This window comes from Nocardioides anomalus (genome assembly GCF_011046535.1).
GTDB lineage: Bacteria > Actinomycetota > Actinomycetes > Propionibacteriales > Nocardioidaceae > Nocardioides > Nocardioides anomalus.
Window position 1 is genome coordinate 4,052,766 of the sequence record NZ_CP049257.1, and the last position, 12,230, is coordinate 4,064,995.

9 protein-coding genes are annotated in these 12,230 nt (G+C 69.5%); 1 reads left to right on the plus strand and 8 read right to left on the minus strand.

Annotation, left to right across the window (positions count from 1 at the left end; translation table 11 throughout):
• Positions 1 to 102: 102 nt before the first annotated feature.
• Positions 103 to 1,614 (minus strand): bifunctional glycosyltransferase/class I SAM-dependent methyltransferase, encoded by a 1,512-nt coding sequence (locus G5V58_RS20225; protein WP_165236693.1) that lies wholly within the window; start codon positions 1,612 to 1,614, stop codon positions 103 to 105.
• A gap of 164 nt (positions 1,615 to 1,778) precedes the next feature.
• On the opposite strand from G5V58_RS20225, the gene G5V58_RS20230 reads away from it, so the two are divergent.
• The gene (locus tag G5V58_RS20230) at positions 1,779 to 3,896 is read left to right on the plus strand and encodes an acyltransferase family protein (protein WP_165236695.1); all 2,118 of its coding nucleotides are present in this window, start codon (positions 1,779 to 1,781) and stop codon (positions 3,894 to 3,896) included.
• 13 nt (positions 3,897 to 3,909) lie between these two features.
• Here the strand turns inward: G5V58_RS20230 and G5V58_RS20235 are convergent, their stop codons facing one another.
• From G5V58_RS20235 to G5V58_RS26145, 7 genes are all read right to left on the minus strand, one after another.
• Positions 3,910 to 4,722 (minus strand): FkbM family methyltransferase, encoded by an 813-nt coding sequence (locus G5V58_RS20235; protein WP_165236697.1) that lies wholly within the window; start codon positions 4,720 to 4,722, stop codon positions 3,910 to 3,912.
• 32 nt (positions 4,723 to 4,754) lie between these two features.
• Positions 4,755 to 5,912 carry a glycosyltransferase family 2 protein gene (locus G5V58_RS20240; RefSeq protein ID WP_165236699.1) on the minus strand — a complete coding sequence of 386 codons (1,158 nt, stop codon included), beginning with the start codon at positions 5,910 to 5,912 and terminating at the stop codon, positions 4,755 to 4,757.
• A gap of 8 nt (positions 5,913 to 5,920) precedes the next feature.
• Positions 5,921 to 6,232: a hypothetical protein gene (locus G5V58_RS20245; protein WP_165236701.1), complete on the minus strand. Its 312-nt coding sequence runs from the start codon at positions 6,230 to 6,232 to the stop codon at positions 5,921 to 5,923.
• Positions 6,233 to 6,255: 23 nt separating this feature from the next.
• A complete protein-coding gene (locus G5V58_RS20250; protein ID WP_165236703.1) occupies positions 6,256 to 8,172 on the minus strand; it encodes a glycosyltransferase in 1,917 nt (638 codons plus the stop codon).
• Positions 8,165 to 9,268: an NAD-dependent epimerase/dehydratase family protein gene (locus G5V58_RS20255; protein WP_230486790.1), complete on the minus strand. Its 1,104-nt coding sequence runs from the start codon at positions 9,266 to 9,268 to the stop codon at positions 8,165 to 8,167. Before G5V58_RS20255 ends, G5V58_RS20250 begins: the two co-directional genes overlap by 8 nt.
• Positions 9,269 to 9,368: 100 nt before the next feature.
• A complete protein-coding gene (locus G5V58_RS20260; protein ID WP_165236705.1) occupies positions 9,369 to 10,184 on the minus strand; it encodes a class I SAM-dependent methyltransferase in 816 nt (271 codons plus the stop codon).
• Complete coding sequence (locus G5V58_RS26145; protein ID WP_230486791.1) at positions 10,181 to 12,214, minus strand: sulfotransferase family protein; 2,034 nt, start codon at positions 12,212 to 12,214, stop codon at positions 10,181 to 10,183. The genes G5V58_RS20260 and G5V58_RS26145 overlap by 4 nt, the downstream gene beginning before the upstream one ends.
• Positions 12,215 to 12,230 lie beyond the last annotated feature (16 nt).

Below are 12,230 nucleotides of genomic sequence, written 5' to 3' on the forward strand. Positions count from 1 at the left end.
AGAGCCCCGCGGACACCGCGGCGACAACGAGGAAGACCGACCGCGGGAGCTCCGCGGCGGCCCATCCCCGGCCATGACCGCCACAGCTTGCCCGCGGCTCCCTCAGCGACCCCGGCGCGCCCACACGACCGAGCGAGGCGCGGGGACCGGCTCGACCTCGACCACGAACTGGTACGCGAACATCGTCGGCCGGAGTTTGACCAGCAGTGCGTCCAGGGCCAAGACGGCGCGCTTGACCAGCGAGCGCTTGCCCGAGACGACGTCGACCGGCAGACCCGTCATCTCCATGCGGGTGACCTTGAAGCCGTTCTTCTGGATCATCCGCAGCAGGCTGCGCCGGGTGAAGAAGCGGACGTGGGTCTTGTCCAGGATGCCGCGCTGGTCGTAGTCGAAGACGCCCAGAACGGTGCGCGCGCGGGGGTACCAGTGACCGAAGTTCGGGACCGAGATGATGATTTTGCCGTTTTCGTTGAGCCGGCTACCCATCTCGCGCAGGAGCTGGTCGGAGTTGCGGAGGTGCTCGAGCACGTCGGCGGCTACGGCGAGGTCGTAGCCACCGCCCACCTCCTCCGGCAGCCCTTGCTCGAGGTCGGCCTGGAAGAACTCATCGACCCGCTTGTCGACGCCTGGGATTTCGAGGTAGTCGACGCCGGTGACGTGGTGGCCCCGGTCGCGCAGCAGCTCGCCGAGGAGTCCGCCCGAGCAGCCGACATCGAGCACACGGCCGGCCGGCATGTCCTCAAGGAGGTGCTGTATGACAGTGTGCGAAGAGCCTTCGGACTCCTTGAGGTCGTACTCGTCGCCGACCTGGGCGAGCTCACCGGGCGTGAAGCCCATCTTTGCCAGCCGGTAGACAGCAACGTCGGCGACCACGTCGGCGGCGTACTGCATGCCGTTGACGTAGCAGATCTCGTCGCCGTAGAACGTGGGGATGGGGATCTCGACGATCTTCTTGCCGTGGCTGTGCAGCGCGATGATGATCTGGGTGTCGAAGTTGAAGCCGTCGGAGGTCGCGGACAGGTCGAGCTCAGAGAGCGTGTGCACGTTGTACGCGCGGTACCCCGAGTGGAACTCGGAGAGGTCCGAGCCGAGCATCTTGTTCTCGACGCGAGTGAGCACCTTGTTGCCGACGTACTTGTAGAGCGGCATGCCACCCTTCCGGGCCGCGCCGCGCTCCATCATCCGCGAGCCGAAAACGGCATCGCACTCGCCGCTGACCAAAGGCTCGACCATCGCGGGCAAGAACTCGGGCGCGTACTGCCCGTCCGCGTGGAGCATCACGATGATGTCGAGGTCGTGCTCGGCGGCGAGCTTGTAGCCGGCCTTCTGGTTGCCTCCGTAGCCGAGATTGCGCTCGTGGCGGATGACGCTGATCGGGAGATCGTGCGCCGACTTCTGGTAGTCGAGGCCTACCAAGTAGGTACGGTCGGGACTCGCGTCATCGCAGACAAACACCTCCGCGATCTTCGACCTGAAGGACTCGGGAATGCGGTCGAGCGTCTCGGGAAGGGTGGAGGCAGCGTTGTACGCCACGACCAGCACTCCGATGCGGGGCTCCCTACCGAAAGGCGAGGTCGGCGGAGTGGTGGCGTCGAGGCTTGCGCGGTCAGTCATTGAGATCCTTGTTCGCCGGAGTCAGCGTCAGGTGAGCGACGGCGGCAGCGCACCATGAGGACGCTCCAACACGGTAACAGCGGATGCCCGTGCTCGAAGCATTGGCGGGCCTGACGACGCCGCGTCGATTCGGACCGGTCCTGGCCACGCCCTAGAATTCCGGGGTGACCGAGGTGGCCCGAGCTCAGTCGGAGGCCACGGTGGCCGGCTCGCGCCGCACTGCACCAGCACGACAGGGCGCGCCGAGCACTGGTTCCCCCGACACCAGCAAGCAGCACCGTCTCGACATCCAGGCGTTGAGGGCCGTTGCCGTGCTCGGCGTCGTGACCTATCACCTGTTCCCAGGCGCTCTCCCTGGCGGCTTCGTCGGAGTCGACGTCTTCTTCGTCATCTCCGGCTTTCTCATCACGAGTCACCTGCTCAGCCGGCCACCTCAGCGGCTCGCCGACTTCGGCCGGTTCTGGAGTCGACGCGCCCTCCGCCTGCTGCCGCCAGTGGGCGCCGTCATCTTGACGACCCTGGGTGGTGGCATCCTCTTCATGTCGCCTGGTCAGTGGAAGGCCCTGGCTCGCGAGGCCATCACCTCGATGCTCTACGTCCAGAACTGGCAACTCGTCTCCGAGTCGACCGATTACCTGGACGCGCAGCGCGCAGTGTCACCCTTCCAGCACTTCTGGTCGCTGTCGGTCGAGGAGCAGTACTACGTCGCCTGGCCCATCGTCGTCGGGGCCTTGACGTGGTGCGCGGTTCGCTCTGGGCGCTCTGCACGCGCGTTGGTGGGCTGGGGCTTCGTGATCGCAGTTGCGGCTTCCTTCGGGTGGGGCCTGGCCCAGACCTACTCCGCTCCGGCGGTGGCCTACTTCTCGACGTGGACCCGCATGTGGGAGCTCGGCATCGGCAGCCTGCTCGCGGCGACCTACCCTGTCCTTCTCCGGCGTCTTGAGCCGTCGGTCCGCATCACCCTGTTCTGGGGCGGGGTCGTCGGCATCGCGACGGCCTTCGCCGTCATCACCGTGGACACGCCCTTCCCGGGCTACGCGGCGCTCCTTCCGACTCTCGCCACCGCGGCGGTCATCCTCGCCACCGACCCTGGCCACGCCGGGAACCCGCGGTGGCTGACCAGGTCAGCGCCAGTACAGCTGATCGGGGACTGCTCGTACGCGCTGTACCTGTGGCACTGGCCGCTGATCGTCATCGCGCCCTACGCGCTGGGCCACGACACCGCTTGGTGGGACAAGGTGGTGTTGCTCGTCCTCGCTCTGCTGCTCGCCTGGGGCAGCACCACGTTCCTCGAAGGTCCGGTGCGCGGCTCGTCGTGGCTCAGGGCCCGCCTCCGGCGCGTGTTCGTCATGTCGCTCGCCATCACCGCACTGGTCGTGGTCGCCGGCGTCGCTCTGACTGCCCACACGAACAGCGAGATCGCCGCAGCCTCAGCCAAGGTCGAGAAGGCGATCACGAGCGGCCGTCCGTGCTTCGGAGCCGGCGCCATGGACCCCGCGCACGACTGCCCCCGAACCGACAAGCTCATCACGTCCCCCGAGTTCGCGAAGGACGACTACTCCGACGGCATCACCGACAAGAAGTGCCTGAACTGGCCGCCGTACCACGAGACACCTGTCGTGTGCCACCGAGGCGACATCACCGACCCGGTGAAGCGGGTCGCCCTCTTCGGGAACTCCCACGCTGGTCAGTGGGTCGAGGCCATGTCGAAGATCGGTCGTCAGAACCACTGGCAGGTGGACACCTACATCGTCGGCAGCTGCTACTCCACCTTCGACCCCAACCCGAGCTTCTGCGACGACATCATGAGTGACAGCGCTGCGGAGTTGTTGGCCGGGAAGTACGACCTCGTGGTCATGTCGACCCTGGACCGCGCCGACTCCAGCTCAGCCGAGATGTACGAGCCGACAGTGAGACGGGCGGCCGAGGACGGCGGCGCAGTCCTGGTCATACGTGACACCCCGGCGCCGGCGGACCCCACCAACGTCACGCCCGACTGCGTCGCTGCCCACCTCGACGACTTCGGCGCATGCGCGGGCCGACCTCGCAAGTGGATCGGCGTCGACTACCTCACCGCCGCGGCCAAGCGGGTAGCCAAGGACGACGACAGGGTCTTCAGGGTCAACCTCAACAAGTACCTCTGTCGGCGCGGGACCTGCCCGGCCGTCATCGGAGGCGTGATCCCTTACCGCGACGAGAACCACCTGACGGTGACCTTCGCGCAATCGCTCGTCCCCTACCTGACCCCAGCGGTCGAAAGGGCCTTGTCCGGATCGTCGTGACCCGCGGACGACCTCAACCTCCCGCGCGCGTCAACACCAGGTTGATCTGGCCGTTGGGGCCGGCCTGATCGCAGATCCGCACCATCTCGACGGGTCTAGCGGTAGACAGGTGCTCACCCACCTGGCCGCGCACCTGCAGTCCGAGCTTGCGGTACCCGTGCAGTACGGCGATCGGATCGAGGTCGCGCTCTCGCAGCGCGGAAGGCCAGAACTCGGCCACGACCACGACACCGGGGCTGCGTTCGAGCATCCCGGCCATGCCGCCGATAACCTCCGGCTCGAAACCCTGAACGTCGATCTTGACCAAGTCGAAGACGGCGGCGGGCAGCACCTCGTCCAGCGGAGCCGCCGGCGACAGCGACGTGCCCGCGCCGGTGGCACGCGCTCTGGTGTCACCCAGATTCGACTCCGCGGTGGTCAGCGCGAGCACCCGGTCCCCGTCGGACAGCGCAAGCGCGTGGCTGGTGATGTCCGCATTGCTGGCCCACGCGTTGAGAGCGAGGACTTTGCTCGTGAGGGGGTGCGGCTCGAACGCGTGCACACGGGCGCCGGGGCAGTGCTTGGCGGCGAAGAGGGAGAAGTAGCCGACGTTCGCGCCGACGTCGAGGAAGCGCAGACCGGGTCGGAAGAACTCGCTCAGCAGCATCCCCTCCTCGGGCTCCCACGTGCCGCGCTCCTCGAGGAACGGCCGCATGACCCCGTCGGCCGCCGGGATCCACAGCGGGCCGGCGTCGGTCAACAGCTGCACCAGCTCTTCGCCGACGTAGGGCTCGGGAGCAGGTCGAGGCGCCGGTGCTGGACGTGACGGCCCCAGGCTGAGCTTCATGGTGGTGACTCCTGACGAGGTGCTGAGGCGGCTCAGACGCGGGAAGGGTAGTTCCCGTGCCGCTGGGAAAGCGTCGCGAACTCCGACTGCAGGGACGTCGACAGGGCGCCCCGGTCGCGGAGGTTCACCGCCGACGGGGCTCGCCCGCCGAAGAACTCCTGCAGGGCCGCGCCCACGCTGAAGGCGTCGACGTCCTCGAGGACGTGCTGGAACCCGAGGTGCTCCATCGAGACGGTCCCGTCCATGCCATCGGGTGCGATCGTGCAACGGACCAGGTCGGGTCCGGCCTCGCTGGGCGGCAGCCAGCCGGCGTCGATGGTGTATCCGGATTCCGCTCCGGCCCGACGCATCACCGCGTCGACGCCGTAGAGCTGGGCTTCGGCCAGGATGCCGGAGGCCGCGAAGCCGCCGACCTGTCCCCGGAAGAGTGGGTAGCGCAGGTCGATGATGTCCTCGTTCTCAGGCACCGAGGTGTGGTCTCGTGTCACCAGGCCCGCTTCCAGGCTGGACCCTCGACCGGCGTGGTAGACGAAGGTGCCCGGGGCCAGACCGATGCGGTAGCCGGCGGCGAGGCTGCGCAGCGACCAGTCGGTCTCCTCGCAGTAGCCACGCCCGAAGACGGGGTCCATCACCCCGACGTCGCGGACCACGGGGGTCGGGACGATCATGCAGAAGGAGATCCCGGCCGGGATGTCCATCACGGCGTCGTCGTAGTGCGCGGCGAGCGTCTCGCTCAGCCAGTCGACCCTGTCCTGGTCGGCGAGGTGCCGGTCGGGGTCGGCGTTCTGCAGCGAGTACATCGACACGTTGTTCGACCAGGCCGTCACCGAGCCCACGCCGTCCATCGCGACCGCCCGGAGCAGCTGGGACAACAAGTTGCGCGGGTACACGACATCGCTGTTGCTGATGATGACGTGGTCGTAGCCCTCCTCGACCGCGGTCAGCATCCCGAGCGAGACGTTGCGCGGGATGCCGAGATTGCGCGGGCTGCGGTAGTAGCCGATGCCCCGGGCCTCGCACATCGCGGCCAGACGACCACTGAACCCCGGTGCCGGGCTGCAGTCGTCAAGCACGACGACGTCGAGCTCGGCGTCGCCAGGATCGATCTGCAGGGCCGAGTCGAGGGTCCGGGCGATGAAGGCCTCACCGTTGTACGCCGTGATGACCAGCAGGACGCGGGGTTCGGCCATCGGCCCGGTCACCTCCCCAGCCGCGAGCGTGCGGCGCCGAGCACACGCTGCGCGGTGCTGGCCGAACGGAACGCCCGCGAGCCCTTGATCTGGTCGAGCTCCGCCACCAGCTTCCGGTTGCGCAGCTTGGCCTGCTGGAGCTCGCTCGTGGTGCGGCGCAGCTCCTTGGTCAGCGTCGTCAGCCGCTTGGTGAGGTCGATGACCCGGGCGTTGGCCACGTCGACGTCGAGCAGCGCCTGGGTGAGCGAGATCTGGTCGAGGTCGGCGGTGTTCTTCACCGTCTCGTGGTCGTCCTTGGGAGCGGGGTTCTGGTCAGCCATGTCTTCCTCGCGTGGTTCGGTGGTCATCGGACCGGCTCGGCCAACAGCAGCCGGTAGGCACGGACGAGCCGGGCCGCCGTCTCGTCCCAGGTGTAGCGGTCACCACACTTGAGCGTCGCGGTCACCTGCTCGATCGACAGCTGCGGGTCGTCCAGGAGCCGCTGGCAGGCCGCCGCGAGGTCCTCCGGGTCCCAGCTGCTCGCGGCCACGGGTACGCCGTCCAGCACCTCGGCAAGGGGACCCATGCGCGTGAACACCGTCGGCGTCCCGAAGCGCGCGGCCTCGAAAGGCACGAGGCCGAAACCCTCGTTGGACGTGGGGTAGAGGCAGATCGCGGCGTGCCGCAGCAGCCAGTTCCGCTCCTCGGAGGTGACGTCCGGCAGGGTCACCACGCCGTCGGTCTCGCGCAGCTCCAGCGACTCCAACACCCTGCTCGAGCCCTCGGCAACGGCGACTCCGGCGAGCACCAGTCCGAGCGAGGGGTTGCGCTCGCGCAGTCGGCGCAGGACGCGGATCGCCACGTCGCGGTTCTTGTGGGCGTAGTTGGCTCCCAGCACGACCAGGAATTCACGCGCCCCCCACCCGCGCGCCAGCAACTCGGCGGGGAACTCTTCCGCCTCGTCGCCCCGCAGGTGGTCGGTGCCGTTCTCGACGACGAAGGTCCGCTCCGTCACCAGCGGCAGCCGCTCGCGCCGGAGGTCGGCGTCGACGTCGTGGGAGATGACGACGACCCCGTCGGCCCTGCGCACCGCCTGCTTGATGCCCCGTCGGTAGCGCAGCCAGCCGCCCGGCTCGTCGTGGTAAGCGCCGACCCCGTAGGCGATGAGGTCCTGCAGTGTGATGAGGACGCGGTCGGCCGACTTGCGCCAGTTCGTCCACGGCAGGCTGCCGGTCGGCTGGAACGGACGGTGGAGGACATCAGCCCGCTGGCTGTCGGTGAAGCGGAGTCCAGTGGTCTTGAGCACGCGCACATCGGGATGGGCGAGCACACGCTCGGCGTAGCGGGGCACCGCTCCGCCGAGACCCACCCCGACCCACTTGACGTCGTCGCGCCGGGCCAGCGCCTCGACCAGGGCGAGCGTCTGGACCTGGGTGCCGTTCTCGATCGGGCCGAGGCAGCTCCCGTCGACGAGGATCCGGAGGCCGCGGACCTTCGCTCGCGCCGTGCCCATGACCAGGCCGAGCGGCATGTCCACGCGACGACGCTGCGCGTCGTGCAGACGCAAAGCCGCGGGGTGCCTCTCCCGCAGCAGGGCTCGGACCTGCTCGTCGTCGAGAGGGGTCGTGCGCCAGTGCGCCCCTTCCCAGAGGCGGGCGACGTAGGTCGAGGGGTCGAGCACAGCCCTCAGGCCACGGCGGCCCGCCCGCATCACCATCTCGGCCACGGCGGCCTCCGGGTTGCCAGCGAAGACGTCGTCGGGGCCCTTGGTCATCACCAGGCAGTTGCGACTGACGAGCGTGGCCGCGCCCGCTGGCGCTGCGATCGGCGCCGGGTCGAGGACCGGGTCGCTCTCGCGCAACCGCTGGGTCATCGTGGTCTCGTCGTGGCCCTGGTAGGAGTATTGAGTAGGCCTGTTCTTCTGCGGGAAGCTCAGGTGGCCGGCGGCGTTGCTCAATAACGACACCGAGACGACGCGAAGATCGCCTTCCAAGGCGTGCAGGGCCGGGTCTATGCCGTCGGTGGGCAGGAGCACGGGCGCGGTCAGCAGCAGGACCGGCCCGTCGACGATGTCGGGCAGGGCCGCGACGGTGGCGGCGAACGATTCCGCCGCAACGACCTGGACCCGGTCGTCGTGGGGCAGGTGGTCCAGGCTCCGCAAGGGACCAGCGGCCACGAGCACCCGTTCGCAGCCGGGCACCTCCAGCAGTCGGTCGATCGCCGGGAGCCACGGATCGAGCATCCCCTCGACCCACGCGAAGGCGGTGAACCCGTCAGCCAAGGAACCCACCCCGCTCGAGCCAGTCGGAGACCGCGGCGCTGCCGTCCCGGAAGCTCCAGGTCGGCTCCCAGCCGAGAGCCTCGCGGGTGGCCGTGACGTCGGCCCACGCCGAGCGCACGTCGCCGTCGCGGAACCGTCCCGAGACCTTCGGTTCGGGCGCGCCGTGGTGCTCAGCGATCATGCGGGCGGCATCGTGGATGGTCGTGCGCACGCCGCTGCCGATGTCGAGGACCCGCTGGGCGTCCGGTGGGGCCGCGACGGCGGCGGCCAGGGCCGAGACGACGTCGTCGATGTAGACGAAGTCGCGGTTGATCTCGCCGTCCTCGTAGACGTCGAGGGTCTCGCCGCGCGAGGCGAGACGGTGGAAGAGCGTGATGATCCCGGTGTAGGGGTTGTGCGGCGATTGGCCCGGGCCGTAGACGTTCTGGGGCCGGAACACCGAGAGCGGGATCCCGAAGCTGGCTGACCAGTTGCGGAGCACGAGCTCCTGGGCCAGCTTGGTCGAGCCGTAGACGCTGCTCGGGTTGTACGGCGCGGTGGCGGCCTCGGTGGCCAGCGGGGTGGCCGGCTGGCCCGAGGGGTCGAGGTGGTCCCACTCGGCGGCCTCGAGCTGGGCGTGCGAGCGCGGAGGCGGAGAGAACACACTGCCGTCCGCGGCCCGCCACGGTCCCTCGCCGTACACCGCGCGGGTCGAGGTCAGCACGACGTGGTTCGGGAAGGCGTCGTGGCGCACCAGTGCGTCGAGCATGGTGGTGGTGCCGACGACGTTGGTGGTGGCGTGCCGGGTCGACTCCGTCAGCGACTGGGCCGTGCCCGTCTCGGCCGCGAGGTGGACCACCAGCTCGGGGCGGACGCGGCTCAGCAGCTCGTCCCACACGTGCGGATCCGCCACGTCGCCCTCGACGAGCCCGACCTGCTCCGGCAGTGCAGCGGGCCGGGCCCGGCCGGGGTGCACCTGCTCGAGCAGGTTGTCCACCGCTACGACGGGCAGCCCGAGCTCGAGGAGCTGGGGGGCCAGGGCGCAGCCGATGAAGCCGGCCCCACCCGTGACCAGCACGGCTCGCGACTGCCCGGACGACGCGGTCAACTCATCCACCTCAACACATCTGACGGCACTCGCTGCGCAACCGTCTCGACGACCGTCGCACTCTACCTACCCCCACTGGGCGAACGCCGTTCGCCACACCTGGGGAGACTCAGCGACGGACGGCCAGGATCGTGCACCCGTCGATGGCCAGTCGGCTCAGGGGGATGCGCTCGAGCCCCGGCGGGACGTGGACTGAGGCGCCGCTCAGCGACACCTTGCCGATGCCGAAACCGGAGTCCAGCAGGGCGCTCTGGATGTCGTCGACGGTGTGTCTGTTGCACGACTCGTAGAGGTCGTACATGGACTGCGCGAGCTGTCGGTCCCCGATCCTCTCGCGCAGGTGGTCGAGGATCTCCGCTGGCGAGCGGGTGAGGTGGACGAACGTCTCGTCGAAGAAGGGCCACAAGTGCGACCCGTGCTCGGAGTACCACAGCGGCCAGACCTGGATGAACAGCACGCCTCCGGGCCGGAGCACGCGGTGCACGTCCCGCAGGAGGGGTCGCGGTTCGGTCACGTGCTCGAAGACCGACCAGGCCGTGGCCAAGTCGAACGAGCCGTCGGGGAAGGGTGCGGTGTCGGGGGCCGACTGGACGAACGAGAGCGAGTCCGTCGTCTCGACAGGGCGAACGCCGTGGTGTCGGGCCTGGGCCTCGAGGAAGGCCTGGTCGGTGGGGACGATGTCCATGCCCACCACACGCGCGAAGTCACCGCGGCGCACCAGCCCCAGCGTGATGATGCCGTCGCCGCAACCCACGTCGAGCAGCTCGCGCCCGGCCGTCGCCACACCGCTGCCGTGCAGCTCGCTCAGCGCTTGGTCGGCGGCCGACTCGAAGTGGTCGTGCCACCACCCCGGCTGGGTCGCGAACCACCGGGCAGCGGAGCCGTCGTGCCCGGCGAATGCGCGTTCGTTGGCCGTGGGCTTCACGAGGCGCTCTCCTGCTCGACCAGCCGGCGCTGGGCCGGGGACAGCGGCGCGAGCTCGGGGAGACCCACCTCGAGCGGGCGGGGGGCCTGCGGGAGCCAGGTCTGGGTCACGAAGTCGACGATGTGGGTGCCCTCGGGAGCGGTGATCTCGTGGACGCCGGGGAGGACCTCGCCGTTGAGCAGGGCGTTGTGGACGGTCCACTCGCGGCGCTTGCGCTTGTTGCGGTACGACGTGGCGAAGCTCGCGGGGTCGGTCCAGTGGGCGAACTCGTCGCCGTCGAGGTGCTTGAGCTCGACGCAGAGGCCGTGGGGCAGGCCGATGGAGCGGACGTGCTCGGGGGTGGTGCGGATCTCCCACTCGTAGGCCTTGGTGAAGACGAAGTCGGGGCCGATGGGGAAGCCCCACTCCTCGGCGTTCTTCAGGCCGAGGTCGAGGTAGCCCAAGGTGTCGCTCTCGAGGTAGAGGCCGTGGCGGGGCACGCGGATGATCGACTGGACGTCGCCGACCTGCCAGCCGAGGTCGCCGATCGAGACCTCGCCCTCGGTGGTGAGCACCATGTCGCCGTCCCACTTCCAGGAGTAGCGGGTGCGGACCTGGGCGAAGCACCAGTTGTAGAAGTAGGCCAGCGAGTGCACGCTGCGCTCGGGGGTGGCCAGGTGCTCGGCGCCGGCGCGCGAGACGGGGAACGGGTAGGTCAGCTGTTCCAGCTTGTGGGCCAGGCCGGCCTTCTCGGCGCTCTCGCGGGCCACGTCGGGGGTGCCGTCGGTGGAACCGTTGTCGACGACGAGGACGTGGTCGGTGGCGCGCAGCAGGGGTGGGAGCACCCAGGGCAGGTTGATGGCCTCGTCCTTGACGCGCAGGACGGCGGTGGCGCCGGGGCGCAGGCCGCCGGGCTGGTTCCAGGGCCAGGTGACGTCGTACTCGGTGTGCCCCTCGAGGTTGGCCAGGTCAGCCATCGGTGGGCCGCTCCCGGCCGACGGCCTTGCGGAGCCCCTTGCGGACCGAGGGCGGGATGGCCGCGCGTACGCCGTGCGGGATCCGGTCGGCGACGCCGCCGGACGCCGGGGTGGGGGCGGGGGCCGCTGGCGCTTGAGTCGCTGCTCGGCGGCCACGACGCTGGAGCGGCTGATGGCGGCGGACTCCTCGTAGAGGTCGACGTACGCCGCACGCAGCTGGTCGAGGGCCTCGTGGACGGCCGGTACGTCGCCGCCGGGGTCGGCCAGCTTGTTGAGCTCCTCCCACGTGCCGGCGGTGAGCTCGTGCAGCTGCTTCGGGAGTCCCAGGTCGGCGAGGGTCTGGCTCATCCGGCGCAGGGTGGGGTCGACGAAGCGGTGTCCCTCGCGGATCTGCTCGCTGTCGGCGTGCAGGACGTGCTGGAGCTGGAGGGTCTCGGCGACGTGCATCGAGGTCTTGACCCAGTCGGTCAGCAGGTCCTCGTAGCGCACGAAGACCCGGCCGCCGTCCGCCACCGACTCCCGGGTGCCGCGCTCGGTGTGCAGCATCATGTTGAGCCAGCTCGCGGCCAGGTGGGCCGAGCCCAGCCGGTTGGCGTAGTAGGTCTGCTTGGAGCCGACCACCTCGGCCGGCGGTCGCAGCATGGTGGCGAAGACCGGGGTCGCGCCCGTGCGGACCGCGGCGACCCGCCAGAGCCCGATGAACCAGCCCAGCCGCGGGTCCTTGACCACCAGCTCGGGGCTCACCCGGAAGTGGCTGTCCAGCCACTCGGCGGTGGCGATCCGCTCGGGCTCGCGGGTGCTGACCCGGCCGGTCTCGAACCACGCCTCCGGCCGGCTGTCGCTGACCTGGACCAGCGCCTCCTTGAGCAGCCGGTCGTGGTGGTCCACCACCCACCGCGGCTCCCCGAACCCCTTGGGGTTGGTCTCGTCCGCGACGACCTCGGGCTGGGGCACGTGCAGGCCCATGATCCGCATCAGACCGGCCAGCGTGCTGGTGCCGCTGCGGCCCGCGCCGGCGACGAACAGCACCTTGCGGGGGTACGTCGTCGGGTCGGTCAGGCTCAGCTCCGTCACGGGGTGAGAGCCTATC

Coding starts and splice junctions, on each gene's coding strand:
- G5V58_RS20235 (WP_165236697.1), bottom strand. CDS start 4,722: ATGAAGCTCAGCCTGGGGCCGTCACGTCCAGCACCGGCGCCTCGACCT.
- G5V58_RS20240 (WP_165236699.1), bottom strand. CDS start 5,912: ATGGCCGAACCCCGCGTCCTGCTGGTCATCACGGCGTACAACGGTGAG.
- G5V58_RS20245 (WP_165236701.1), bottom strand. CDS start 6,232: ATGGCTGACCAGAACCCCGCTCCCAAGGACGACCACGAGACGGTGAAG.
- G5V58_RS20225 (WP_165236693.1), bottom strand. CDS start 1,614: ATGACTGACCGCGCAAGCCTCGACGCCACCACTCCGCCGACCTCGCCT.